At 67.3% G+C, this 24,341-nt stretch carries 23 protein-coding genes; 8 read left to right on the top strand and 15 right to left on the bottom strand.

The window, feature by feature from the left end:
* Positions 1-6: 6 nt before the first annotated feature.
* The 3 genes from ACFWU5_RS05230 to ACFWU5_RS05220 all read left to right on the top strand — a co-directional run bounded on the left by ACFWU5_RS05230 (position 7) and on the right by ACFWU5_RS05220 (position 2,158).
* Complete coding sequence (locus tag ACFWU5_RS05230) at positions 7-684, top strand: DUF1345 domain-containing protein (protein ID WP_379241328.1); 678 nt, start codon at positions 7-9, stop codon at positions 682-684.
* 160 nt (positions 685-844) lie between these two features.
* Positions 845-1,477 carry an ammonium transporter gene (locus ACFWU5_RS05225; protein ID WP_379241327.1) on the top strand — a complete coding sequence of 211 codons (633 nt, stop codon included), beginning with the start codon at positions 845-847 and terminating at the stop codon, positions 1,475-1,477.
* A 39-nt stretch (positions 1,478-1,516) separates the two neighbouring features.
* Positions 1,517-2,158: a cysteine hydrolase family protein gene (locus ACFWU5_RS05220; RefSeq protein ID WP_379266261.1), complete on the top strand. Its 642-nt coding sequence runs from the start codon at positions 1,517-1,519 to the stop codon at positions 2,156-2,158.
* Between the two features lie 92 nt (positions 2,159-2,250).
* Here the strand turns inward: ACFWU5_RS05220 and ACFWU5_RS05215 are convergent, their stop codons facing one another.
* The 5 genes from ACFWU5_RS05215 to ACFWU5_RS05195 form a co-directional block, all read right to left on the bottom strand.
* Positions 2,251-2,430 carry an antitoxin gene (locus tag ACFWU5_RS05215; RefSeq protein ID WP_379266260.1) on the bottom strand — a complete coding sequence of 60 codons (180 nt, stop codon included), beginning with the start codon at positions 2,428-2,430 and terminating at the stop codon, positions 2,251-2,253.
* Positions 2,431-2,492: 62 nt separating this feature from the next.
* Positions 2,493-4,739, bottom strand: a complete 2,247-nt coding sequence (locus ACFWU5_RS05210) for an ATP-dependent DNA ligase (protein ID WP_379266335.1) — start codon at positions 4,737-4,739, stop codon at positions 2,493-2,495.
* Between the two features lie 48 nt (positions 4,740-4,787).
* Positions 4,788-5,033: an antitoxin gene (locus tag ACFWU5_RS05205; protein ID WP_379241322.1), complete on the bottom strand. Its 246-nt coding sequence runs from the start codon at positions 5,031-5,033 to the stop codon at positions 4,788-4,790.
* A 27-nt stretch (positions 5,034-5,060) separates the two neighbouring features.
* Complete coding sequence (locus tag ACFWU5_RS05200) at positions 5,061-6,194, bottom strand: MBL fold metallo-hydrolase (protein WP_379266259.1); 1,134 nt, start codon at positions 6,192-6,194, stop codon at positions 5,061-5,063.
* On the bottom strand, positions 6,194-6,922 hold the full coding sequence (locus ACFWU5_RS05195) for an enoyl-CoA hydratase (protein ID WP_379266258.1): 729 nt from the start codon (positions 6,920-6,922) through the stop codon (positions 6,194-6,196). Before ACFWU5_RS05195 ends, ACFWU5_RS05200 begins: the two co-directional genes overlap by 1 nt.
* Before the next feature lie 91 nt (positions 6,923-7,013).
* Here ACFWU5_RS05195 and ACFWU5_RS05190 point away from each other — a divergent pair, with 91 nt between their 5' ends.
* A complete protein-coding gene (locus ACFWU5_RS05190; RefSeq protein WP_379266257.1) occupies positions 7,014-8,135 on the top strand; it encodes an NAD(P)-binding domain-containing protein in 1,122 nt (373 codons plus the stop codon).
* Here the strand turns inward: ACFWU5_RS05190 and ACFWU5_RS05185 are convergent.
* The 6 genes from ACFWU5_RS05185 to ACFWU5_RS05160 form a co-directional block, all read right to left on the bottom strand.
* Positions 8,116-8,970, bottom strand: coding sequence for an aldo/keto reductase (locus tag ACFWU5_RS05185; protein ID WP_379266256.1), 855 nt, complete (start codon positions 8,968-8,970; stop codon positions 8,116-8,118). The two genes, ACFWU5_RS05190 and ACFWU5_RS05185, sit on opposite strands and share 20 nt — an antisense overlap.
* A 102-nt stretch (positions 8,971-9,072) precedes the next feature.
* Positions 9,073-10,584, bottom strand: coding sequence for a carboxyl transferase domain-containing protein (locus tag ACFWU5_RS05180; protein WP_379266334.1), 1,512 nt, complete (start codon positions 10,582-10,584; stop codon positions 9,073-9,075).
* 79 nt (positions 10,585-10,663) lie between these two features.
* Positions 10,664-11,266 (bottom strand): ATP/GTP-binding protein, encoded by a 603-nt coding sequence (locus ACFWU5_RS05175; protein ID WP_379241317.1) that lies wholly within the window; start codon positions 11,264-11,266, stop codon positions 10,664-10,666.
* Positions 11,247-11,621 carry a DUF742 domain-containing protein gene (locus ACFWU5_RS05170; RefSeq protein ID WP_379241316.1) on the bottom strand — a complete coding sequence of 125 codons (375 nt, stop codon included), beginning with the start codon at positions 11,619-11,621 and terminating at the stop codon, positions 11,247-11,249. Before ACFWU5_RS05170 ends, ACFWU5_RS05175 begins: the two co-directional genes overlap by 20 nt.
* Before the next feature lie 7 nt (positions 11,622-11,628).
* Positions 11,629-12,042, bottom strand: coding sequence for a roadblock/LC7 domain-containing protein (locus ACFWU5_RS05165; RefSeq protein WP_011207200.1), 414 nt, complete (start codon positions 12,040-12,042; stop codon positions 11,629-11,631).
* The gene (locus ACFWU5_RS05160; protein WP_379266255.1) at positions 12,039-15,728 is read right to left on the bottom strand and encodes an ATP-binding protein; all 3,690 of its coding nucleotides are present in this window, start codon (positions 15,726-15,728) and stop codon (positions 12,039-12,041) included. The genes ACFWU5_RS05165 and ACFWU5_RS05160 overlap by 4 nt, the downstream gene beginning before the upstream one ends.
* 318 nt (positions 15,729-16,046) lie before the next feature.
* On the opposite strand from ACFWU5_RS05160, the gene ACFWU5_RS05155 reads away from it, so the two are divergent.
* Genes ACFWU5_RS05155 through ACFWU5_RS05145 form a run of 3 tightly spaced genes read left to right on the top strand, consistent with a single transcriptional unit; the run spans position 16,047 to position 20,167 of the window.
* Positions 16,047-18,092 carry an AMP-binding protein gene (locus tag ACFWU5_RS05155; RefSeq protein ID WP_379241314.1) on the top strand — a complete coding sequence of 682 codons (2,046 nt, stop codon included), beginning with the start codon at positions 16,047-16,049 and terminating at the stop codon, positions 18,090-18,092.
* Between the two features lie 9 nt (positions 18,093-18,101).
* Positions 18,102-18,797: a response regulator transcription factor gene (locus tag ACFWU5_RS05150; protein ID WP_379241313.1), complete on the top strand. Its 696-nt coding sequence runs from the start codon at positions 18,102-18,104 to the stop codon at positions 18,795-18,797.
* Entirely contained in the window at positions 18,794-20,167 is a 1,374-nt protein-coding gene (locus ACFWU5_RS05145; protein WP_379241312.1) for a sensor histidine kinase, read from the top strand. Before ACFWU5_RS05150 ends, ACFWU5_RS05145 begins: the two co-directional genes overlap by 4 nt.
* 29 nt (positions 20,168-20,196) lie before the next feature.
* Here the strand turns inward: ACFWU5_RS05145 and ACFWU5_RS05140 are convergent, their stop codons facing one another.
* Positions 20,197-20,349 carry a hypothetical protein gene (locus ACFWU5_RS05140; RefSeq protein WP_379241311.1) on the bottom strand — a complete coding sequence of 51 codons (153 nt, stop codon included), beginning with the start codon at positions 20,347-20,349 and terminating at the stop codon, positions 20,197-20,199.
* Positions 20,350-20,525: 176 nt separating this feature from the next.
* Here ACFWU5_RS05140 and ACFWU5_RS05135 point away from each other — a divergent pair, with 176 nt between their 5' ends.
* The gene (locus ACFWU5_RS05135; RefSeq protein ID WP_379266254.1) at positions 20,526-21,680 is read left to right on the top strand and encodes a hypothetical protein; all 1,155 of its coding nucleotides are present in this window, start codon (positions 20,526-20,528) and stop codon (positions 21,678-21,680) included.
* 48 nt (positions 21,681-21,728) lie between these two features.
* Here the strand turns inward: ACFWU5_RS05135 and ACFWU5_RS05130 are convergent, their stop codons facing one another.
* From ACFWU5_RS05130 to ACFWU5_RS05120, 3 genes are all read right to left on the bottom strand, one after another.
* Positions 21,729-22,352 carry a hypothetical protein gene (locus ACFWU5_RS05130; RefSeq protein ID WP_379266253.1) on the bottom strand — a complete coding sequence of 208 codons (624 nt, stop codon included), beginning with the start codon at positions 22,350-22,352 and terminating at the stop codon, positions 21,729-21,731.
* A gap of 223 nt (positions 22,353-22,575) precedes the next feature.
* The gene (locus tag ACFWU5_RS05125; RefSeq protein ID WP_379241308.1) at positions 22,576-22,935 is read right to left on the bottom strand and encodes an FKBP-type peptidyl-prolyl cis-trans isomerase; all 360 of its coding nucleotides are present in this window, start codon (positions 22,933-22,935) and stop codon (positions 22,576-22,578) included.
* Between the two features lie 70 nt (positions 22,936-23,005).
* The gene (locus ACFWU5_RS05120; protein WP_379241307.1) at positions 23,006-24,319 is read right to left on the bottom strand and encodes a citrate synthase; all 1,314 of its coding nucleotides are present in this window, start codon (positions 24,317-24,319) and stop codon (positions 23,006-23,008) included.
* Positions 24,320-24,341: the final 22 nt, after the last annotated feature.

Raw genomic sequence — 24,341 nt, 5'->3', positions numbered from 1 at the left:
ACCGATGTGACCGACAGCGAGCACACGCTCCCCGCCTGGCGCAAGCCCACCGAAGGCGAATCGCGCCTGTCCGCCACCCTCGCGATCCTCGCGCTGGTGGGCGTGCAGGCCATGCTGCCCAACCAGTTCCTGCCCTCGCCGGCCTGGCTGCTGCCCGCGCTGGAACTGGGTGTTCTCGCGGTGCTGCTGGTGGCCAACCCGAGCCGGATGGACCGGCAGGAGCCGTGGATCCGCAAGCTCAGTCTGCTGCTGTCGGCACTGATCAGTTTCGCCACCGCACTGTCGACCGTGCGGCTGGTACAGGCCATCGTCGCGGGCTCGATCGACTCGCAGCCCGACGAGCTGCTGCGCAGCGGCGCGATCATCTGGACGACCAATATCATCGCGTTCTCCCTGTGGTACTGGGAGTTCGACCGTGGCGGTCCGGCCGCGCGAGCCGCGGGTCGAGAACCGAAGCCGGACTTCCTGTTTCCGCAGATGCAGACCCCTGGCCTGGTCGACAAGGACTGGCGACCCGAATACCTGGACTACCTGTACCTGGCCTTCACCAACGCCACCTCGTTCGCGCCCGCCGACGTGCTGCCGCTGTCGCGCTGGTGCAAGGTGATGATGATGGCCCAATCGGTGATCTCGCTGGTCCTGGGCGCGATGGTGATCGCCCGCTCTATCAACATTTTGAAGTAGCCGCAATACCCGGATTTCACTGTCACGAAACCTGTTGGCCGCTATCGTTCTTCACAAGATTCGAGCTAGGCAGCTTCACACGCCGTCACCCGTGGGGGACTCGCGGTTACGGCGTTCGTACACGCTTCACACCTGATGAAATCCAGATGGGAACGTTCCTATGATCATCCGTAAGATCGCCGCGGCCGCTATTCCCGCGCTCGCCGCCGCCCTGGTGGGCACCGGAATCGCCGGCGCCGAGCCGGTGACCCCGAATGTGGAGTACCGCACCGAACTCGTCGGCAACACCATCATCACCACCCTCACCCACGGCACCTTCGTGCTCACCGGCGGCGCGGTCGACATCCGCGACTCCGCGGGCGCGACCCTGGTCTCGCTGCCGCTGTCGGTGCGCGACGGGCTGTTGGAATACCCACTGCCGCATGCGGTTTCCGCCGACAGCACGGTGCTCGAGCTGACCGCTGTCAAGGATGTCGCGGCCGCGCGGCCGAACCTGACACCGGTCGCCTCGCCGCAGGAAAACTATGCGGCACAGACGAACTTCAACTCCACCTTCGGAATGGCTACTGCCGTAGGCGGTTTCGTCGGCATGGCCATCGGCGCCGTCATCGGCCTGGTGGTCGGTGCGGCCGCGGGCGGGGTCGGCGCGCTGCCCGGCCTGGTCACCGGGGCCAGTGTCGGCGGGGTCATCGGCACCCTGGTCGCCGGTGGGCCCACGCTGATCATCGCGGGCATCGACCTGATCAACACCTGGAACGCGCCTCCCGGCACCACCCAGTGGGCAGGAAAATAATCTGATCTCCTTGTCGCACCGACGCCTACACTGGCGTCGGTGCGACAAGGAAACGGACTCGACATTCCCGAAACCCTGCGCGATCTGTGCGCGCCCGACCGGATGGCGCTGATCGTCTACGACATGCAGGTCGGCGTCCTGGGCCAACTGCCCGACGGCCAGGACATCGTGGAAAACGTGGTGCGCGTGGTCGAAGCGGCCCGGCGCGGCGGTTATCCGGTGATCTTCCTGCGGCACTTCTTCCCGCCCCGGCGTTTGACCGGCATGTACGGGATGCGGCTTCTGATGAGCTGGCAGCAGGCCGACACCGTCGACGACGTGGCCTTCATCCTGCAACGCGATACGCCCGCGTTCGAGCTGGTACCGGAGCTGGTGCCGCGCGAGGATGAACTGGTGCTGGACAAGATGTCGATGTCGGCGTTCGAGGGCACACCGCTCGCCACACTGCTGCGCGATCTGCGGATCGGCTCCTACGCCATCGCGGGCGTGGCGCTCGAGATCGGCATCGCGCCGACGGTGTCACACTCCACGGATCTGGGCTTCGTGCCCGTTGTTATCAGCGATGCCTGCGGCGGTCGCGACAAAGAGGCGATGGCTCGGGCGTACGACGACTTCGCGTTCCAGGGCAATGCGCTGGTCACCGACATCGACACCATCACCGGTTTGATGGCCGAAAACTGACACCGGCAATCTCTCAGCACCGGATTTTCGGCCGCCTCGGATCCGAGGGGCGAGACGGAACGCCGCAGGCGCAGTATCGCCCCTCGGAAACCTCAATTCTGTTCGCGCAGCGCGTTCTTGGCCGCGTCCTGGGCGGAATCGACCTGACCGGCGAACTTGCCGCCCGTCTTGTCGTCGACCACGTCACCGGCCTTGTCGATCACGCCGTCGACCTTGTCCGCATGCTCGGAGGCCAGGTCCATCGCCTTGCCGGCCAGGTTCTTGAAATCCACCGCGTACTCCTCGATCGTTGTTCACCGATACAACCGCGACTACCCTAGCAACACTGCAGCTTTCACGAGTCCCATACGGGATGCCACAGGCGGCCGGTGTCGGTCCACGCCTGGAAGCGGACGGTGCCCGACAGTTCGGGGGTGACCCATTGCGCGTCGTGGCGTTCGTCGGCGGTCATCTCGTTGGTGAACGGGCAGGTATCGGTGCGCAACCCGTCGAGTTCGGCGGCGATGCGGCGGGCCTGTTCGTAGCCGAATCCGGTTCCTACTCGGCCGATGTAGGTGAGGCCGTGTTCGTGCGGGATGCCCAGCAGTAAGGATTTGAACAGTCGTTTGTCGCTGCGTCGCCAGCCGCCGACCAGCACTTCCCTGGATCGCCAGTTGCGTTGTTTGAGCCAGGTTTGGGTGCGTTTGCCGGGTTGGTAGACCGAGTCGAGGCGTTTGGCGACGATCCCTTCCTGGCCCTGCTCTCGACTCAGTCGCATGGCATCGGAACCCGAACCATCCAGCAGCGCACTGATATTCAACGACGGCGACAGCTTGCCCAGTGCTTCCAGGACAGTGCGTCGGTCGGTGTATTTCTTGCGTAGCAGCGAGGTGCCGTCGAGGTAGAGCACGTCGAACGCGATGAACACCGCGCGCGCCGAATCCGCCTGCAGCGCTGAGATATCCGATAACCCCGCATCGTTGAGCACCACGGCTTCACCGTCGAGTACCACCTGGTGGCCGGCCAGTTCCTCGCCGAGTACGGCCAGGCGCGGGTAGCGGGCGGTCACGGTGTTGCCCGCGCGGCTGCGGACGGTGACGGTGCCGTTGTCGATCTCGACGATCACCCGGAAGCCGTCCCACTTGGTTTCGAACGCCCAATCCGCGGAGGTCAACGATTCGACATCACCCGCCGTAGCCAGCATCGGTGACAGGCCGCGCGGAAACCCTTTGTCCTCCACCGGTTCTCGACGCGACTGATCGCGCATGAGGTGCATCAACCACTGGTCACCCTTGGTCTGGATGAAGGCGTAGCGGCCTTGCACACGCTCGCCGTCGAGTTCGACGATCACCTCGTCTTCGCGCCACTTCTCGGTGACATAGGTGCCCGAATCCCAGATCGTCATGTCGCCCGCGCCGTACTCGCCCTTGGGGATCGTGCCGTGGAAATCCAGGTATTCGAGGGGGTGGTCCTCGGTGCGCACGGCGAGACGGTTGTGTTTCGGCTCGGTCGGCGGGCCCTTCGGCACCGCCCAGGACGCCAGCACCCCGTCGTGTTCGAGGCGCACGTCCCAGTGCAGGCGGCGGGCGTGATGCTCCTGGATGACGAAGCGGTTGCCGGGGCCCGGTTCCGGGGTGGCCGCCGGGACGGGTTCCGGGGTGCGCTGGGGGTCGCGCATGCTGCGGTATTTGGTGAGGGAGTCGGCCTCGGGGCGGGTGGGCAGCGGCGGGTCGAGTCCGGCCAACAGGTCACCATCGGCCTTCCATCGAGCCAGCACCTCGTCGAATCGCAACTGCCGCAACGTCTCCGCGTCCTCGATCTCCCCCCAGGTGCGTGGTGCGGCGACATTGGGTTCGGGGCGACCACGCAGGGAGTACGGCGCGATGGTGGTCTTGGCGGCGCTGTTCTGGCTCCAGTCCAGGAACACTTTGCCTTTGCGCGCCGACTTGGCCATGGTCGCGGTCACCAGATCCGGGTGCAGCGCTTCGAGATTGGTGGCCACCTGCTTGGCGACAGTGGACGCGCCACGCGAACTCACCGGCCGGTCCAACGGCACGTAGACGTGAATTCCCTTGCTACCACTGGTCACTGGGTACGCCTGCATCCCGATGTCTGCGACCATATCGCGCACGGCCAACGCGACCCGCGCACATTCAGCCAGCCCGGCACCGGGTCCAGGATCGAGATCGAACACGATCCGGGTAGCCGGGCCACGCTCGTCACCGTCGAAACGCCATTGCGGCACATGGATTTCCAGCGACGCCTGCTGTCCGAGCCACGCCATCGCCGCCTCGGACTCGATCAACGGATACACCACCCGGCGGCTGGAATGCTCGATCGCGCGGCGGGCAATCCACGCCGGCGCGTGCTCGGGCAGGTTCTTCTCGAAGAAGTCGGGGTGATCGACCCCGTTGGGCCACCGTTTCCTGGTGACCGGGCGCCCCGCCAGATGCGGCAGCGCGGCATCGGCGATCGCCGAATAGTAGGCGATCACTTCGCCTTTGGTGGTGCCGGTCTGCGGGTACAACACCTTGTCGAGGTTGCTGAGCTCAACCTCGATATCCGGTTCACCCGGTGCGCCCCGAAACTCCCGGCGGACCATCGACGCGATCCAGCCGCGGGGACCGACCAACGGCCCCCGCGTACCGAATCAGGCCTTGGGTCCCGGATCGGTCGGTGCCGCGCCGCCGGGGGTGGTGCCGGGGCCTGCCTGCGGGGGCACGACCTTCTTGGCCGCGTCCTTGCCCTTCTCGATCTTGTCGCTGTACTTGCCCTTGGTCTTGTCATCGATGAAGGTGCCGGCCTTGTCGACCGCTTCATTGATCTTGTCGGCGTTCTGCTCGACCGCCACCTTGCCCTTACCGAGCAGGCCCTTCAAGGTATCTACGAGACTCATCTGACGATGTTCCTTTCGAGAGGAGGGTCACTCCACATCTTCCCACCACGAATCCCGTGGTGGGAGGTCATTCGGAACCACCCTCTGGCCCGGCTTGGGCACTACCACCGGGGTACCCGCTTCCGCTGCCGCCGACACCAGTCGACGGACGGGTTCGGACCAGCCGTGGAAGGCCAGATTGAACGTGGCCCAGTGAATCGGGACGAGCAGGCCGTAGCTCGCGTCGCCAAGGCACAGGTCGGCGTGCGCGCGCACCGCCTCTTCGGGGTTCATGTGCACATCGGTCCAGCGGTCGTCGTACGCGCCGATCGGCAGCAAGGTGAGATCGAAGGGGCCGAGGACCGCGCCCGCCTGGGCGAACGCCTTCGTGTAGCCGGTGTCGCCGCCGAAATAGACCCGTTTGGTCGGGCCCGACAGCGCCCACGACGCCCACAGCGTGGTGTTGCGGACCAGGCCGCGGCCGGAGAAATGCCTGGCCTCGGCACAGGTGATGGTCAGGCCGCGGTCGTTGGCGTCGTGGCCCAGCGATACCGAGCCGCCCCAATCCAGCTCGACGATCCGGTATTCGGGCACACCCCACTGGCGCAGGTGCGCGCCGATACCGGTGGGGACTACGAACGGGGCCAGTTGGGTGCGCACGAGTTCGTCGATGGTGGCTTTGTCGAGGTGGTCGTAGTGATCGTGGGAAATGATCACCGCGTCGACCTTGGGCACCTGCGACAGCTCGCCGGGCACCGGATGCAGCCGGGCCGGGCCGACCACCGGGGACGGGGAGACCCGTTCGCTCCACACCGGGTCGGCCAGCACGCGGTAGCCGTCGATCTCGACCAGTGCGCTCGCGTGTCCGTACCAGGTGACCGCGAGGTCGGCGGCCTGCGCGGGCACGGCCGGAGTGACCAGCGGAACCGGCCTCGGCGGACGACCGACGCGGCCCTTCGTCAGGCCCGACCAGATCAGCGACGGCGCGGCACCGGCGGCGAGCATGGCGCTGGGTTCGGTGTTGTGGAAACGGCCGTCGCGGTACGAGGACTTGCCGAGGGCGGTCGGCGCGATCGAGGACGGGCCGGCACCGATCGCGGTCGGTAGACCCCACACCGCGCGGGCCATCCAGGCCAGACCGACGGTGCTCGCGACCGAACTCGCCAGACGTGAGATACGCATCAGCGCCCCGTGAATTTCGCCGGACGCTTCTCCTGCCGGGCCAGACGGCCCTCTTTCGCGTCATCACTGCTCCACGCCGCCTCCAGCGCGGCGACCTGCTGCGCGCTGGCCGGATCGCCGGTGCCGTCGTCGTTGAGCATCAACTTCATGGCCTGCAGCGACAGTGGCGCCAGCGCCGCGATCGACTTGGCCCAGTCCTTGGCATCGGCGAGCGTGCCGAGCTTGTTGGCGAAGCCGTACGCGTAAGCGTCTGCGGCAGAGACGGATTCGGCGCCGAGCAGGATGGTGCGCGCGGGACCGCCGCCGATCAGCGCGGCCAGTCGCGAGACCGTCCAGCGGTCCACGGAGATGCCGAGCTTGGCCGCGGGGACGGCGATGTAGGCGTCGGGTTCGATCACCCGAAGGTCAGAGGCCAGCGCCAACTGCACGCCCGCACCCAGCGCACCGCCGTTGATCGCCGAAATCACCGGCACCGGAACGGATTCGATGGTGTGCAGCATGTCGAGCAGGCCCGTGAGGAACGACTCGGAGTACACCCCCGACAGGTCGGCGCCCGCGCTGAAGATCGGGCCGCGGCCGGTGAGCACGATGGCACGCGCGCCCTGGGCCACGGCATCGAGCACCGCGGCGCGCAACTGGCCGACCAGGTCCTCGTTGAGCGCGTTGCGTCGTTGTTCGCGCTGCAATTCGATGGTGATCGCGTCGCCATCGCGGGTCACGCCGAGCATGCGTCCCTCCCAGAATCACTGGATTTAGTGGATATTCACACTCTGCCACAGGCCACCGACAACCCCCGGGAAGGCGATAGCATCCACAGCTGTGCCGCAAACCGACGTAGACATCCTGGTGATCGGTGCCGGCCAAGCCGGGCTGTCGGCCGGTTACCACCTGAGCAAGCTCGGGTTGGCGCCCGAACGCGACTTCCGCATCGTCGACCACGCGCCCGGCCCCGGCGGTGCATGGCAATTCCGTTGGCCCTCACTGACTTTGACCACGGTGAACCGGGTGCACGATCTGCCGGGGATGTCCTTCGCCGACACCCTGCCGCCCGGCTCGGAATCCGCGCCCGCCGCCACCGCCGTGCCGCACTATTACGAGCTCTACGAAAAGCGGTTCGACCTGCGCGTTCAACGGCAGGTGACGGTGAAAGTGGTGTGCGATCGCACCGCCGACGGCAACAGCTGCGCGGGCCGAGGCGAGGTACTGCACGTCGAAACCGAGGGCGCGGGCACGCTGCGCGCACGCGGGCTGATCAACGGCACCGGCACCTGGGAACACCCGTTCGTCCCCCGCTATCCCGGCGCGGACACCTTCGCCGGACGCCAACTGCACACCCGCGACTACCGCACACCCGACGAGTTCGCGGGCAAGCATGTGGTGATCGTGGGCGGGGGCATTTCCGCGGTGCAGTTGCTCGACGAAATCTCGCAGGTGACGTCCACCACATGGGTCACCAGATCGGCCCCGCGCTGGCGGGAGACGCCGTTTTCCGAACAGGACGGACGTGACGCGGTGGCCCTGGTGGAGGACCGGGTGCGCCGCGGTTTGCCGCCGGGATCGGTGGTCTCGCTGACGGGCCTTCCGCTGGACCAGCGTTTACAAGCCGCACGCGAGCGGGGCGTGCTCGACCGACTCCCGATGTTCGAACGGATCGAGCCCGCCGGGATGCGGTGGTCCGACGGCCGCTTCCAAGCCGCCGACGTCATCCTGTGGGCGACCGGTTTCCGCAGCTCACTGGATCATTTGGCACCGCTGCGGCTGCGCGGACCCGGCGGCGGGATCACCATGACCGGACGCCTGGCCACCCAGGTCGCCGTCGACCCGCGCATTCATCTGATCGGCTACGGGCCGTCGGCCAGCACGATCGGCGCCAACCGGGCCGGTCGGGCCGCGGCTCGCGAACTGACCGACTACCTCGGGATCAGTCCAGCCCGGCGCTGAGCGTGGCCGGGTCGGGGCCGATCCTGGTGCCGGACTCGAGGCGGTTGATCGCTTCCATCGCCGCGGCGTCGAGTTCGAAGGTGAACACGTCGAAGTTCTCGGCGATGCGCGAGGGCGTGACCGACTTCGGGATGACGATATTGCCCAGCTGCAGGTGCCAGCGGATGATGACCTGCGCCGGGGTGCGGTCCAGCTCCTCGGCGATACCGACGATCGTCGGGTTGTCCAGCAGGGTGCCCTGGCCCAGCGGGCTCCAGGCCTCGGTGGCGATCGCGTGATTGTCGTCGTATCGGCGCAGGTCACGCTGCGACAGCGTGGGATGTAATTCGATCTGATTGACCGCGGGGACCTCGCCCGTCTCGGCGATCAGGGTCTCCAGGTCGATCACCCGGAAGTTGGACACCCCGATCGAACCGATCCGGCCCTGCGACTTCAACGCCTGGAACGCGCGGAACGTGTCGACATAGCGGCCAGCGGAGGGCACCGGCCAGTGGATCAGGTACAGGTCCAGATAGTCCAAGCCCAGTAGCTTCATGCTCTTGTCGAAGGCGCGCAGGGTGCTGTCGTAGCCCTGGTCGGAGTTCCACAGCTTGGTGGTGATGAACAGTTCGTCGCGAGCAATGCCCGATTCGGCGATCGCGCGGCCGACGCCTTCCTCGTTCCCGTAGACCGTGGCGGTGTCGATACTGCGGTAGCCGACCTTCAACGCTTCGGCGACCACCCCGGTGACATCGTCGGCCGGGACCTGGAACACACCGAAGCCGAGCTGTGGGATCACGTTCCCGTCATTGAGCACGATCGTGGGGACAGGGCTGCTCTCGCTACGGAAGGTCACCCTCTCGAAGGTAGAAGTGGTTCGGTGTGGCGTCAACGACGGCGCGTCGCGTGTTTCCCCCTGCCTCGAAGCGGGGCGCCGGTCAGGAGACTGCGGCCGGGATCAGAACACGGCTCCGGGTAGTCCGATTCGTCGGTATCTGGCCTGGCGCGTGATGCGCAGATCCGCGGGGTCTCGTGCGTGCAGTGCGGCCAGTTCGGCGGCGATCGCCAGGACCGTGCGGCGAGCGAAGGCGACCGGTTCGTCGGCGGCGTCGGGGTACTCCTCGACGATCCGGTCCACCACACCGTCTTCGAGCAGATCAGTCGCTCGAATCCCCTGTGCCGCAGCCATTTCCGGTGCATGTTCGGTATCGCGGAAAACAATCGCGCTGGCACCTTCGGGTGGCAGCGGGGCGAGCCAGCCGTTTCTGGCCGCGAGCACCCGGTCGGCGGGCAGCAGGGCCAGCGCGCCACCGCCGGTGCCCTGGCCGAGCAGCACGGACACCGTCGGGGTGTCGAGAGTGACGAGATCGGCCAGGCAGCGGGCGATTTCGGGGGCGAGTCCGCGCTCTTCGGCTTCCTTCGACAGCGCCGCGCCGACCGTGTCGATGACCAGCACCAGCGGCAGCCGCAGTTCCTTCGCCAAGACCATCGCGCGCCGCGCTTCCCGCAGCGCGGCCGGGCCCATCGTGTGCTCGCCGTCCTGACCGGATCGGTCGTGCCCGAACACCACACACGGCTGCCTGGCGAAACGGGCCAGCGCCAACAGCACCGTGCGATCGGCGTCGCCGCGACCGGTGCCGCTGAGCGGAACCCGTTGTGTCACATGGCGAAGCAGATCGCGAATCCCCGGTCGGCCGGGTCTACGCGAACTGAGCACCGAATCCCAGGCGCTGGCAGTCGGATTCGCGACGGTCGCCGGATTGAGCACGGGCGCGGCCCAACCCGGCTTCGTCTTCACCGGAACAACCACACCGCTGGCCACACTCATCGCCCGATGCGCGATCCGCCGGAACACCTTCACCGTCACCACGCCGTCGATCACGCCGTTGCGATACAGGTTCTCGGCGGTCTGCACTCCGGGCGGAAAAGGCTTGTCGTACAACGCTTCGTACACGCGCGGGCCCAGGAAGCCGATCATCGCGCCGGGCTCGGCGAAGGTGATGTGCCCCAGCGAACCCCACGAGGCGAACACCCCGCCCATCGTCGGATCACGCAGGTACACCAGATACGGGTACCCCGCCGATTTGTGCACAGCGACCGCACCCGCGATCTTCACCATCTGCACGAAAGCGACTGTGCCCTCTTGCATTCGAGTGCCACCCGACGTCGGCGACGCGATCAGCGGCAAACCGCGTTCGGTGGCGCGTTCGACAGCGCGCACGATCCGCTCGGCCGCGGCCACACCGATCGACCCGGCCAGAAACGCGAATTCACAGGCGATCACCGCGACCCGGCGACCACGCAACAGACCTTCGCCGGTCAATACCGACTCGTCGGCACCCGACCGGTCGGCCGCGGCGAGCAGCTCCTGGCGATAGCGCGCGGACACAACGGGTTCGATCGGCGGCCGGTCCCAACTCACGAAGGAGTCGGGATCCAGCAACTGCCCGATCAGGTCATCCGCCGACATGCGCACGCGGTGAGCCTAAACGAGGAGCGGGGCTGCGGCCTTCATCGCGGCAGCCCCGTCCTGTTCGGGAAAAACCTGCTCAGTAACCCTGCATGACCTTGCGAAGGGCGTACTCGGTCAAGGCGACCAGGGCCTGCTTGGCGGGGTCACGGCGACGGGCGTCGATCGACATGATCGGCACGTCGGCGGGCACCGCAAGAGCCTGGCGGATGTCCTCGAGCGGGTACTTGGGCGCGTCGTCGAACTCGTTGAGCGCGACCAGGAACGGCAGCCCGCGGGCCTCGAAGTAGTCGACAGCGGCGAAGCTGTCTTCGAGCCTGCGGGTGTCGACCAGCACCACGGCACCGATGGCGCCGCGGATCAGGTCGTCCCACATGAACCAGAACCGGTACTGGCCCGGCGTACCGAACAGGTACAGGACCAGGTCGTCGGCGAGGCTGATGCGACCGAAGTCCATCGCGACCGTGGTGGTCGATTTCTGCGGAATACCGGTCAGGTTGTCGATTCCGGTACTGGCGTTGGTGACCAACGCCTCGGTGCGCAGCGGAACGATCTCCGACACCGCGCCGACCATCGTGGTCTTACCCACGCCGAAGCCACCGGCGACAACGATCTTCGCCGATGTCGGCTTAGCCGTGCGGGTGTCGACCTGCGCCGTCGAATCAAATACGCCGGAGTCCACTGAGAACCCTTTCGATCAGCTCGCGACGTTCATCGTCGCTGGAATCGTCTTTCAATGTTGCCGAAACCCGCACATGGCCGGCCTCGATCAGATCGGCTACCAGTACCCGGGCCACCCCGATCGGGATGTACAGCTGGGCAGCTATCTCGGCAACGGACGGCGATTGCCTGCACAACTCCACGATGGACGTTTCGAGGTTGTTCAGTTCGTACTGCCGCTCGATGGCGACCGCTTGCGAGGCGACCAGCGCCTCCAACGCCAACTCGACCGCCGGCCTGGTTCGACCGGCAGTCAAGGAGTACGGGCGAACGAGACTGGGCTCGGCGCTCCCCATGCGGTGATCGTCTATGTCCATCCCACCATCAGGAACCCATCGTGACGCGAGGTGTGGCCTGGACGGTCTGGCCAACGCGCTCGACCAGAAGTGCCATTTCGTAGCCGACCTGACCGATGTCACACGAGGTGTTGGTCAGGACCGCGAGATACGAGCCGTCGCCGACTGCCATGAGCAGCAGGTAACCGTGCTCCATCTCGACGACGGACTGCAGTACCGTACCGCCTTCGAACAGATTCGACACACCGACGGACAGGCTGGCAAGCCCGGCGGTGACGGCGGAGAGCTGTTCGGCACGGTCGACCGGGAGCTGAGCGCTCGCGGCCATCAACAGGCCGTCAGCTGAGACCAGAACGGCATGGGCTACGCCAGGAACCTCGTTGGCGAAGTTCGAAACCAGCCAATCCAGCTGACGGTTAGTACCACCTAGATCGGGGTTCATCGGTCTCCTTTATCTCCGGTTAGGTTCATTGCCTTCATTGCGCGGCCATCCCGAACGCCCTGCTGATGACGACTCAGGCTGTTCCGGATCGTGGCGGGATCGCGTTGCTGCTGCTTGGTGCGATCGGCGGCGCCGTTCACACCACCGGGCACGAGCCTGCCGCCCGGACTGCGCTGAGGCAAACCGGCGGCGGTACGCACCTCGGCCTGAGCCTCGCTGGCCGCCCGCGCAGCCTGCCATCCTTCGTCACCGGGTGATTCGAAGGCGGCGGCCATCTGGTTCCGGTCGGAGTTCTCATCCGTGAGCCACGCCGACATCATCTCGGCGAAGATCGGCGTTCCACCCATGACGGAATCACCCTCGGGTGCCGGCTGCAACCTGGTCTGGAAGAACGACGCAGCCTTCTCCGGACTTGCCCGGAAACTGTGTCGACCCGGATCACGCCCTGCCGACGCAGCGTTATCCGGCCCCGCAGGGTCCCGATCCCGTTGCGGCAGAGCCACTCCTGGCCCGGCGGTCGCCTGCGGTACCACACTAGCCCCGGGATCGCGCCGAGGCAGGCCAATCGGCGCAGCCGGGCGTTGGGGCGCGTTGGACTGCGACGCGTCCGCGGCCGGGGCCCGCTGGGGCAGGCCGTTGGGGGTCGAATCCTGCTGCGGCGCAGGTGCTGCGCGTTGCGGCAGGCCGTTGGCCGGGCGGTGCTGACCGGCGGGCTGGGCGCGCGGCGGGAGCCCGCTGGCCGGATCGCGTTGCGGCAGACCCGACGACGGATCCAGACGCGGCAGGCCACCGGACTGGTCGCGCTTCGGCAGACCGGTCAGCGGATCACGTTGCGGCAGGCCGCCCGTCTGATCACGCTGCGGCAGGCCCGACGACGGATCCAGTCGCGGCAGGCCGCCGGACTGCTCGCGATGCGGCAGGCGCGGCGTGGGCTCACGCTGCGGCAGACCACCGGTGGCGGTGCCCCGCTGCGGCAGACCCGACGACGAATCACGCTGGATCGCACCGGAATCACGCTGCGGTGCGGCGTTTTCCTGGCCACGCTGCGGCAACCCGGTCGACTGCGCCGAGGCGCTCGCGGCGTCACGCTGCGGCAGACCCGTTGCCGGGTCACGCTGCGGAAGTCCGGTCGACGGATCACGTTGCGGCAGGCCGCCCGTCTGATCACGCTGCGGTAGTCGCTGATCACGCTGCGGCAGACCGACCGACGGGTCGCGCTGCGGCGCACCGTTGGAGCCCGGCGAACGCTGCGGCAGACCACCGGGGGTACTCCCCCGCTGCGGCTGGGCAGGCTGCGCGGACTGCGCGGGCTGCCCGGATTCGCGCGACGGCGCACCGTTGGCACCCGGCTGACGCTGCGGCAACCCACCGGACTGTGAAAGCCCACTCGGCTGCTGCTGCTCGCTCTGGCCCTGCGGCCCGAGCCCCTGACCCTGCGGCGGACGCGGCGGTCCACCCGGTGCCAGATTGCGCTTGGGCAGGTTGGCCGCGGCCAGCTTGCCGCGCTGCGGCACGTTGGTCTGACCCGGTGCGGGCGGTCGCAGCGACGGCGACGACTGCTCGGTCGCGTCCTGGGCCGCGCCCGCGGCCATCGAGTTGCCCGGCGAACGCTGCGGCAACCCGCCACCGGCCGGGGTGGGCGCGCTGACGCCGGGATCCACAGTGACCATCACGTTGCCACCCGGGGTCCGGGTGATCGCGCGGGTCTGCATGGTGCTGGGCTGCTGCTGCGGGGTGGGCCGCTGCTGCTCGGGCGCGGGGGCCTGCTGCTGCTTCTGCAGCTGATGCGGCGGAACCACGGTGCCACCGGCGCCGGACACGATCAGGCCGACCGGCACGTGCACGGTGACCGTGACGCCGGGATCGCGCGCGGTGTCGAAGGTGGGACGCAGTCGCACGGTCAGCCCGTGGCGCTCGGCCAGGCGGCCGACCACGAACAGACCCATGTGACGGGCGGTGTCGGGACCGGGCTCGGCGGTCTGCTCGAGCCGGTGGTTGATCTCCGACATCTCCGCGGGCGGCATACCGATACCGCGGTCGGCGACCTCGATCAGCAGACCCTGGTCGTGCGCCTGCGCGAAGGTGAACTTCACGTCGGTCTCGGGCGGGGAGGCCCGCAGCGCGTTGTCCAGCAACTCGGCGAACAGGTGCGCCATATCGGAGGCGGCCGGTTCGACCAGCGAGCCGCGCGGCGTGGCGCCGAGCTTGACCCGCTCGTAGTCCTCGACCTCGGAGATCGCGGCGCGCAGCACGTCGGCGATCTCGACCGGGGCGGACTTGGTGCGACGCTGCTTGGTACCGGCCAGAATCAGCAGGTTGTCACCGTTACGACGCATACGCGCCGCGAGGTGGTCCAGGCGGAACAAGTTCTCGAGCAGGCGCGGGTCCTTCTCGTCGTACTCCATCGCCTCGATGAGCGTGAGCTGATGGTCGACGAGGGACTTCGAGCGGCGAGCCAGGGTCTCGAACATGTCGTTGACCTGCGAACGCATCTGCGCCTGATCGCTGGCCAGGCGCAGCGCCTGACCGTGGATATCGTCGACGGCGCGAGCCAGCTGACCGATCTCCTCGTCGGAGCGCACCGGCATCGGCTCGAGCGGCACGTCCTCGGGGGCGGCACCGTTTCGCAGCTGGGCGACTTCGTGCGGCAGATCGGATTCGGCCACGCGCAGGGCGGCAAGGCGCAGGCGGTGCAGCGGCACGATCATCGAGCGGGCCACGAACACCGCGAGCAGCAGCGCGGCCAGGATCGTGGCGATCACGACCACGGTGTAGGTCCAGGCGCCGGTGGCGGCCGAGCTGGCGAGGTCTTCCATCGCGACATCGATCGCCCTGGTCGACTCGTCCACCGCGCCTTCGTAGGCCTCGATGCTGGTGTAGAGCGAGGTTTTGAGCTGGGTGACAGGCAGCTGGCCCGCCGCGAACGCGGGGCTGTCGCGCAGGCCGGCCCTGACCTGGACCTCGGCCATGAGTTTGCCGATCAGCGGATCACCGGCGGGATAGCGGTTGGCCAACGCTTCGACCCGGTGCTTTTCGACGGCGACACCGGTGAGGTAGGTCTGCACACCCTTCTCGTCGCCCTGCAGCATCTGCGCGATGCCGGCCAGCTCGTCGACGAGCACCGTACTGGTGTTACGCAAGTCGACCAGACGGATCTTGTTCGCGTCCATCGCCGGGCTGCTGGCGTCGGCGAGCGTGGCTTCCACGATCCGGATGCTGTCGTTGTTCAACTGCGAGACGATGGCGAGCGACGGTGCGAAGTTCGTGGTCACCCCCGAGCCCTGCCCCCGCACCTGCTTGGCCTGCTGGAGCATCCGCTCGAAGGTGCCGTACACCTCGGGCCGCCCGGACAAGCTGGGAAGTGACGCCTCGGCCCTGCCGATCACGTCGTCGAGGTCTTTGAGGTCCTGGTCGGTCACCATCGAGGCGCCCATGCCGTTGGGCACCATCTGGCTACCGGCGACCTGGGCCGTGACCGCACTCAGCTGGCTGACGACCGGGATCGTGTCGACCTGCTCGTTGATACTGGAGAGCCGATTCGCCTCCGAGAACTCGGAGGTAATTCTCGACACGCCGAGCCCGACCGCGACCGCGAGGGGCACGGCCAGCACGGCCGTAACCTTCCAGCGCAGGTCCCAGTTGCCCAGGGCCCAGCGTTTACTGCCGGACCTAGCGGCGTCACGCATCTCCCACTCACTTTCCAAACTGGCCTCGTACCGTGCACCTGCAGCGAACCACCACAGGCGCGTGGGTGCCCGCCAGCGGATGCTGGCCGAGAACTACGGCTGGCCGAGAAATTGCGTCTACGACTGCCCGAATAAGTGACATCGGATTCTAACGGATCAATAACTTCTTGGGTGACTCCCGGTGCAGGTCCGCTCGATGACCAGCCTGTTGTAGGCAAAACCAAAGGTCGCGGCACCCCCTCGGGTGTCGCGTGAAGTCTGCCACAATCATCTGGATCTATCGAGCGGGCATCGAAGCGAGGCTAGGGAGTCACCGGGTTGGACACCGAACACGAGTACAGGCCGGTCTATCAGACCAGCCTGATCGATCCAGCCGAGTTCTGGTCCGCCGCAGCTCAGAGCATCGAATGGGATGTACAACCCGAGCAGATCGTGGATGCCGCGGACAAGCGGTCGGCGCGCTGGTTTCCCGACGCCCGTCTCAATACCTGTGTGAACGCGCTGGACCGTCATGTTCGGGCGGGCACTGTCGAGCAGGGTGGACACGCCGATCAGCCCGCTCTCATATTTGCCTCCGCTATGACGGACACCACCACGACCTATACCTACGCCGAATTACTGGACGAAGTCGCCGAGTTCGCCGGAGCCATGCGGGATCTGGGCGTGTTGCCCGGTGACCGGGTGGTGATCTATCTGCCGATGATCCCCGAAGCGGTGATCGCGATGCTGGCGTGCGCGCGCATCGGCGCGGTGCACTCGGTGGTGTTCGGCGGGTTCGCCGCGCCCGAGTTGGCCGCGCGCATCGACGACGCCGAACCTGTGTTGATCGTCACCGCGTCGGGCGGGCTCGAGCCCAACCGCCGCATCGACTACCCGCCGATCGTGCTGGACGCGCTCGACCTGGCCGAGACCGCGTCGGTGCGCACGGTGCTGGTCAAGCAGCGTCCGCAGTTCCCGACCATCGATTTCGGTGTGGCGCTACCCGCGTCGGGCGCCCTGCCGTCCTCGGAGCAGACCGTGGCCGCCCGCTGGGTCGACTGGGATGCCACCGTGCCCGGCAGCGCGCCCGCCGATCCGGTCTCGGTCGCGGCGACCGATCCGCTGTACATCCTCTACACCTCCGGCACGACCGGAAAGCCCAAAGGCGTGGTGCGCGACAACGGTGGTCACGCGGTCGCGCTGTCCTGGTCGATGCGCAATATCTACGACATCGGCCCAGGTCAGGTGTTCTGGGCCGCCTCGGATGTGGGCTGGGTAGTCGGCCACTCCTACATCGTCTACGCGCCCCTGCTCGTGGGCGCCACGACGCTGCTCTACGAGGGCAAACCGGTGGGCACACCCGACGCGGGCGTGTTCTGGAAGATCATCGACGAACACAACGTGCGGGTGCTGTTCACCGCGCCGACGGCCCTGCGCGCGATCCGCCGCGCCGACCCCGACGCCACCGCCGCGCACCGCTACGACCTGTCCCGGCTGCGCGCGCTGTTCTGCGCGGGCGAGCGCCTGGATCCGGCCACCTTCGAATGGGCGTCGGACACCCTGCTCGCAGGCCATCCCGACACTCCCGTGGTCGATCACTGGTGGCAGACCGAGACCGGCTGGCCGATCTGCGCCGACCCGCTCGGCATCCAGGAACTGCCGGTCAAAGCCGGTTCGTCGAGTGTGCCGGTGCCCGGTTACCGGCTGCGCGTGCTCGACGCGAACGGCAACGCGGTCCCCGCGGGCACCGAGGGCAACATCGTCATCGGATTACCCCTTCCGCCCGGCTGTCTGACCGGTCTGTGGCGCGACCGGGAACGCTTCATCCGCTCGTACCTGTCGGCCTTCCCCGGCCACTACCTCACCGGCGACTCCGGATACTTCGACGAGGACGGGTACCTCTACGTGCTCGGCCGCAGCGACGACGTGATCAACATCGCTGGTCATCGCCTGTCGGCGGGCAGTATCGAGGCCGCGATCGCCGGGCACGCCGCGATCGCCGAATGCGCGGTGATCGGCATGCCCGACGAGCTCAAGGGCAGCCTGCCGCTGGCCTATGTGGTGCTCAAGCAGGGTGTGGACATCGAGCCCGAGCAGTTGCGCGCCGAACTCGCGCAGCGGGTGCGCGACCAGATCGGCGCGATCGCGACCCTGCACGACGCGATCGTGGTGTCCGGCCTGCCGAAGACCCGCTCGGGCAAGATCCTGCGCAAGACGATCCGTCAGCTCACCGCCGGTGAACAGGTGGAAACGCCCGCGACCATCGAGGACCCGAACGTGCTCACCGCCCTGGCCGACCGGATCCTGGCCAACCCCCCGCTGGGCTACCAGACCCCGGTCGTGACCCCCGAGCAGAACAACGACCCGGTTTCCCCGGCACCCTAAGATCACCACGTGACCACATCTACCGTCCTGGTCGTCGATGACGACGAGGATGTCCTCGCCTCGGTCGAACGCGGCCTGCGCCTGTCCGGGTTCCGGGTGCTGGTCGCGCGCGACGGCGGTGCCGCGCTGCGTGCGGTGGCCGAACACGCGCCCGACGCGGTCGTGCTCGACATGAACATGCCCGTGCTCGACGGTGCGGGCGTGGTCACCGCCCTGCGCGCGATCGGCAACGACGTGCCCATCTGTGTGCTCAGCGCCCGCGCGTCGGTGGACGACCGGATCGCGGGTCTGGAGTCGGGCGCGGACGACTACCTGGTGAAGCCGTTCGAGCTGGCCGAGCTGGTGGCCAGGATCAAGGCGCTGCTGCGCCGCCGCACCGACACGCCCGACCCCGTGGCACCCGGCGCGCTGACGCTGGGCCCGTTGATGATCGACGTCGCGGGCTATCGCGCGCTGCTGCACGGACGCGAAATCGAGCTCACCAAAAGGGAATTCGAATTGTTGTCCACCCTGGCCCGCAATGCGGGTGTGGTGTTGACGCGTGAACGGCTGCTGGAATTGGTGTGGGGTTACGATTTCATAGCCGATACGAATGTGGTCGATGTGTTCGTCGGATACCTGCGCCGGAAACTCGAAATAGATGACACCCCAAGGATTTTGCACACGATTCGTGGGGTGGGATTCGTCCTCCGGGAATCGAAATGATCTCCACCCCCGCACTGAAACATCGTCGCAGACAATCGTTTTCGCTGCGAATGCGCGTTGCGGGGGCGGCCGCGGCGGGGGCGGTCATCATCGTGACGATCGCGGCATTCGTCGGTTTTCAGGCCATCGAACGCAATAACGTCACCCAAACCGATCAGCAACTGGAAATCGCGTCGCGCATCGTGCTGATCGAGCCGGTCCTTGCCACCGGGTTCGTGAACCTGACCGGTCTGCAGAACACCATGGCGCTCACCGTGCGCGACAACGGGCAGGTCACCGCGTCCAGTTCCACCCAGCTACCGGATCTGCCGCCGGGCTCGCAGACCGTGCAACTGCACAAGCAGCCGTATCGGGTGCTCACCACCACCGAGAATCAGCCGCAGGGCCGCACCGTCTCGCTGGCGATCCCGACCACCGAGGCGGCCAAGGCCACCGCCGACCAGCAGCGGTGGGTGCTCGCGGGTGCCGCGATCGCGGTGGCGGCCGCGGCGGCGCTGGGCTGGTTGCTGGCCGGGCGCGCCGTCGGGCCGATCGTGAAGCTCACCAAGCAGGTGTCGGAGGTCGGCGCGCCGGACCGGCCCGTGCAACAGGTCGACGGGTCCGGCGTCGACGAGGCGGTAAAGCTGGCCGACGCGGTCAACACCATGCTGGCCCGCGTCGACCAGGCCCAAGCCGACACCGCCGCGGCCCTGGAAACGGCCCGCGACTTCGCCGCGGTGTCCGCGCACGAACTGCGCACCCCGCTCACCGCCATCCGCACCGACCTCGAGGTCCTGCGCACCCTGGATCTCACCGACGAGCAGCGCCGCGAGATCCTCGACGACCTGGCCCGCAACGAAACCCGCGTGGAAACCACCCTGACCGCGCTGGAACGCCTGGCTCGCGGCGACCTCACCGCCGAAACCGATCACGTGCCCACCGATGTGGCCGATCTGTGCGATCAGGCCGCCCACGACGCCATGCGCCACAACCCCGGCCTGTCGGTGCGCATCGACACCGACACCGAACTGGTCACGCGCGGTCTGCCCGCGGGCCTGCGCCTTGCCGTGGACAACGCCCTGACCAACTCGGTGAAGCACGGCGGCGCCACCGACGCCGTGGTGTCGGCGCATCGCACTGCGCAGGGCCGCATCGTGATCGCCGTGGACGACAACGGCTCCGGTCTGGCCCCCGCCGAACGCGAGGCGGTCTTCGCCCGGTTCGTTCGCGGCAGCAACGCCACCAAGGGCGGTTCGGGTCTGGGCCTGGCCCTGGTCGCCCAGCAAGCTCAGCTACACGGCGGCGTCGCCTACTTCGAAGACAGCCCGCTGGGCGGCGCGCGCCTGGTCATCGACCTGCCCGACCACGCAAAAGCCCCGCACCCGCGTTGATCCGCGGATACGGGGCTGAGAGCTTGCGCTTACTTCTTGTCGTCGCTCTTGAACGCGCCCTTTACCTTGTCGGCGGCGCGCTCGGCGGCGTCCTTGACGTCACTAGCTGCCTTCTTCGCTTCCGCTTCGATCTTCTCGGCCTCGGACTTGATCTTGCCGGTGGCCTTGTCATCGTGGGACATCGAACCTCCACTCTCGTGAGTTCCGCGCCTGACCGGCGCGGGTGAAGACACTCGCGAGAATACCGCACAGTTAACGTCTGGCGACTGAAGCGACGTTCAGGGCGGAACCCGTTCCTCAACGAACTCTCAGAGCTCTCCCACCTGCGGGACCGAGGTCGGCGGTTACCGTCGCCGCTGTGATCGACAAACGCACCGCCGTACTTTGCCTCGCCGCCGTACTCGTGCTGGCAGGCGGTGCCGCCTGCTCGAGCCAGGACTCCGCGCCGACCGGCATCGCCCTGGTCAACGCCGATTCCGGCCCGACCGGCGAGCGTGTGGCCAAGGCCGTGCAGGACGCGGGCGGCTACGAATGGACCGTGGCGAAGCCCGGCGAGATCGATCCCGGCGACTACGCCGCGGTGATCACCCTGCCCGCCGACCTCACCTCTTCGATGGCAACCCTGGCCACCCCCGAGCCCAAGCGCGCGAAGATCACCGTGACCAGCCATGACAGCGCCGACGCGAACACCGTGAACGGCGCGGTCGACGTGGTCACGCACCGCATCGGTGCGTCCGGTGTCGACGCGGCACTGGCCGCAGTCGCCCAGGCCCGCAACCAGATGACCTCGGTCCAGTTCACCGGCCAGCTACTGAGCGCGGGTGTGAACGCCGCGGCCGACGGCGCGAGCCAGTTCAGCGGCGGCGCCCAGGAGATGCTCGGCTTCCTCGACTTCGCGAAACAGGGTGCGGGAGAACTCACTTCGGCCATCGAACTGCTGAACCAGACCGTCGACGGCGCCGCGAAACAGGCCACCCAACTGGCCGACGCCCTCAGCGCCACCGGCGTCACCATCGCCGGCGTCCAGAGCAGCGCCGCCGCCTTGGGCTCTGGCCTGGACCAGATCCTGCCGCTGATGAAGTCGCTGCCCTTCGCCGGCGACCCCCAACTCGCCGATGTGATCACCAAACTCGAAGCCCTGCGCGGAGTTTCGACCCAGGCAGGCACTCAACTAGACGGCCTGAGCGAATTGACCGGCGCCGCAGTAGATCCCAACACCGACCTGGGCACCCTCCTGCGCACCGTCGTAGCCCGCCTCAACAGCGCCCGCGACCAACTCACCCAGGGCGCCGAACTGGCGAAGGGCCTGCCGACCCTGGCCGAACAGGGTGGCGCCCAACTCCTTTCCGCCGTCGAACAACTCACCGGCGGTGTCGGCGCCCTGCAGAACATCGTCGGCAACCTCAACACCCAGACCGCCAAGGCCCTGGAATCGCTGCCCCCACGCGGCCAGTCCCAGCAGTCCGCGCTGGCGTTGGCACTGACCGACCCGGTGGAGGTCGTGCGCGAGTGAACTAGCACGGCCCGGTCGAATGAGACTGGGCCGCAAGGGTTTTCACACTCAGGGCAGGACCTGCGGGATGACATCCGGGGCGGCCAACCCGACCACCGCGCCGATCAACGCACCGATCAACGCGTTCGGCAGACCCACCAGGCCGACGCACGGCAGGTACAGGATCATCGTGGTGATCATCGGGATACACACCACAGCGGCCACGATCGCGCCGATGCCCGCACCGATGGCGGCGGCGTTGTGCACCGGGTCGGGGAACTGGGCGGTGGGCGCGGTCGCGATGGCCTTCAGTTCCGTTGTCGCGGCGGTGGTCAGCTGCGGCGAAACCCGCACGCTACGACCGTCGGCCGCGATCTCGGCGGCGAGCACGATGGTGTTGCCGCCGACCGTGTGGAACGAGGTGGGAATGTGGCCGAGCGGGGCGCCGGTCGCGGACTCCACGATCACGCTCGCGTCGGGGGCCAGCACGAACCGGCCTTCGTCGACCGTCGCGGACACGGTCTTCAGATCCGGGGCGACGGTGGTGCGGAACCCCTCACCCGTACTGGACAGCCCGGCCGCGAACTGGGCCTGCTGGTCGACGTCCGCCGCGGCGGTACCGGCCAGGCTCACCGCCACCGCGACGGGCAGCGTCACCGCCAACGCACGGCGAAAAAGCTTGTGGTGGAACATGATCGAGAATCTCCCTCCCGACACTCCCGAAGAACCCGGCCCCGGGCGAATCGAACAAAGTCACTGTCATGGACAACGCGTTTGACACCGAATCACACGGGAGCGCACAGCAGCTCCGACACCGGGCACAGTACCCGGGGGCTCCGACAACCCGATCCCCTGCCCCCTGAAACAGCAACGGCCCGTGCCTCCCACCGGAGACACGGGCCGAAAAGCCGCGGTACTAGCTGGCGTTGAGCAGGTCGATCACGAAGACCAGGGTCTTGCCCGACAGCGCGTGGCCCGCACCGGCGGGGCCGTAGGCCAGCTCCGGCGGGATGACCAGCTGACGACGGCCGCCGACCTTCATGCCCGGAATGCCTTCCTGCCAGCCCTGGATCAGGCCGCGCAGCGGGAAGGTGATGGATTCGCCACGGTCCCACGAGGAGTCGAACTGCTCGCCGTTGTCGAACTCGACGCCGACGTAGTGCACCTCGACCGTGCCACCGGGCACCGCTTCTTTGCCTTCGCCCTCGATGAGGTCGGTAATGACGAGCTCGGTGGGCGCGGGGCCCTCCTGGAATTCGATCTCCGGCTTGGTCATGCGGCTATCCCCTTCGATAGTGGCTCATCCCCGCAGTTGCGGGGTGAATGCTGGTGGCAGAAACTGCCGGTCAGCGATTCCCGATTTCATAGTAATCACGCTCACCGTAACCGGTGTAGATCTGACGCGGGCGTCCGATCTTCAGCGGCTCGGAGTGCATTTCACGCCAGTGCGCGATCCAGCCCGGCAGGCGACCCATTGCGAACAGCACGGTGAACATGCGGGTCGGGAAGCCCATCGCGCGGTAGATCACGCCGGTGTAGAAGTCGACGTTGGGGTACAGGCGACGCGACACGAAGTAGTCGTCGGTCAGCGCGGCCTCTTCGAGCTGCTTGGCGATGTCCAGCAGCTGGTCGTCGCCGCCGATCTTCGACAGGATCTTGTCCGCGGCCTGCTTGACCAGGGTCGCGCGCGGGTCATAGTTGCGGTAGACGCGGTGCCCGAAGCCCATGAGCTTCACGCCGTCTTCCTTGTTCTTGACCTTGCGGATGAATTCCTTGACGTCGCCGCCGTTGGCCTTGATCTCGTCGAGCATCTCGAGCACGGCCTGGTTGGCGCCGCCGTGCAGCGGGCCCCACAGCGCGTTGATGCCACCGGACACCGAGGTGAACAGGTTGGCGTCGGACGAGCCGACCAGGCGCACGGTCGAGGTGGAGCAGTTCTGCTCGTGATCGGCGTGCAGGATCAGCAGCATGTCCAGGGCCGCGGCGACCTCGGGGTCGACCTCGTACGGCTCGGCCGGGAACCCGAAGGTCATCCGCAGGAAGTTCTCCACCAGCGACAGCGAGTTGTCGGGGTAGAGGAACGGCTGACCGACCGACTTCTTGTACGAGTAGGCCGCGATGGTCGGCAGCTTCGCCAGCAGGCGGATGGTCGACAGTTCGACCTGCTCGGGATCGCGCGGATCCAGCGAGTCCTGGTAGTACGCCGACAGCGCGTTGACCGCGGACGACAGCACCGGCATGGGGTGCGCGTTGCGCGGGAAGCCGTCGAAGAACCGCTTGAGGTCCTCGTGCAGCAGCGTGTGGCGACGGATGCGATCGGTGAAATCGTCGAGCTGGGCCTGCGTGGGCAGCTCGCCATAGATGAGCAGGTAGCTGACCTCGATGAAGGTCGAGCGGCCCGCCAGCTGGTCGATCGGGTAACCGCGGTAGCGCAGGATGCCCGCTTCACCGTCGATGTAGGTGATCGCCGACTTGGTCGACGCGGTGTTCATGAAACCGGGGTCATAGGTGACGTAGCCGGTACTGGCAAGCAGCTTGCCCAAGTCGAGCCCGTTGTTGCCTTCCGCGGCCTGGGTGACCGAGACAGGAAACTCGCCACCGGGGTACTGCAGTACCGCCTTGGCGTCTTCGGTGACGTTGGTGATGTTCTCAGCGGGCACGGAAGGATCCCTCTCAGGCTAG

The sequence above is a fragment of the Nocardia sp. NPDC058640 genome, assembly GCF_042716995.1.
Taxonomy (GTDB): Bacteria; Actinomycetota; Actinomycetes; order Mycobacteriales; family Mycobacteriaceae; genus Nocardia.
This window is presented reverse-complemented; position numbering and strand designations above follow the sequence as displayed.

What these genes read in the sequence shown, in the direction of transcription:
- ACFWU5_RS05225 (WP_379241327.1), top strand. Translation starts at nt 845, where the DNA reads ATGATCATCCGTAAGATCGCCGCGGCCGCTATTCCCGCGCTCGCCGCC.
- ACFWU5_RS05210 (WP_379266335.1), bottom strand. Translation starts at nt 4,739, where the DNA reads ATGGTCCGCCGGGAGTTTCGGGGCGCACCGGGTGAACCGGATATCGAG.
- ACFWU5_RS05205 (WP_379241322.1), bottom strand. Translation starts at nt 5,033, where the DNA reads ATGAGTCTCGTAGATACCTTGAAGGGCCTGCTCGGTAAGGGCAAGGTG.
- ACFWU5_RS05200 (WP_379266259.1), bottom strand. Translation starts at nt 6,194, where the DNA reads ATGCGTATCTCACGTCTGGCGAGTTCGGTCGCGAGCACCGTCGGTCTG.
- ACFWU5_RS05195 (WP_379266258.1), bottom strand. Translation starts at nt 6,922, where the DNA reads ATGCTCGGCGTGACCCGCGATGGCGACGCGATCACCATCGAATTGCAG.
- ACFWU5_RS05180 (WP_379266334.1), bottom strand. Translation starts at nt 10,584, where the DNA reads ATGTCGGCGGATGACCTGATCGGGCAGTTGCTGGATCCCGACTCCTTC.
- ACFWU5_RS05170 (WP_379241316.1), bottom strand. Translation starts at nt 11,621, where the DNA reads ATGGACATAGACGATCACCGCATGGGGAGCGCCGAGCCCAGTCTCGTT.
- ACFWU5_RS05165 (WP_011207200.1), bottom strand. Translation starts at nt 12,042, where the DNA reads ATGAACCCCGATCTAGGTGGTACTAACCGTCAGCTGGATTGGCTGGTT.
- ACFWU5_RS05160 (WP_379266255.1), bottom strand. Translation starts at nt 15,728, where the DNA reads ATGCGTGACGCCGCTAGGTCCGGCAGTAAACGCTGGGCCCTGGGCAAC.
- ACFWU5_RS05145 (WP_379241312.1), top strand. Translation starts at nt 18,794, where the DNA reads ATGATCTCCACCCCCGCACTGAAACATCGTCGCAGACAATCGTTTTCG.
- ACFWU5_RS05140 (WP_379241311.1), bottom strand. Translation starts at nt 20,349, where the DNA reads ATGTCCCACGATGACAAGGCCACCGGCAAGATCAAGTCCGAGGCCGAG.
- ACFWU5_RS05130 (WP_379266253.1), bottom strand. Translation starts at nt 22,352, where the DNA reads ATGTTCCACCACAAGCTTTTTCGCCGTGCGTTGGCGGTGACGCTGCCC.
- ACFWU5_RS05125 (WP_379241308.1), bottom strand. Translation starts at nt 22,935, where the DNA reads ATGACCAAGCCGGAGATCGAATTCCAGGAGGGCCCCGCGCCCACCGAG.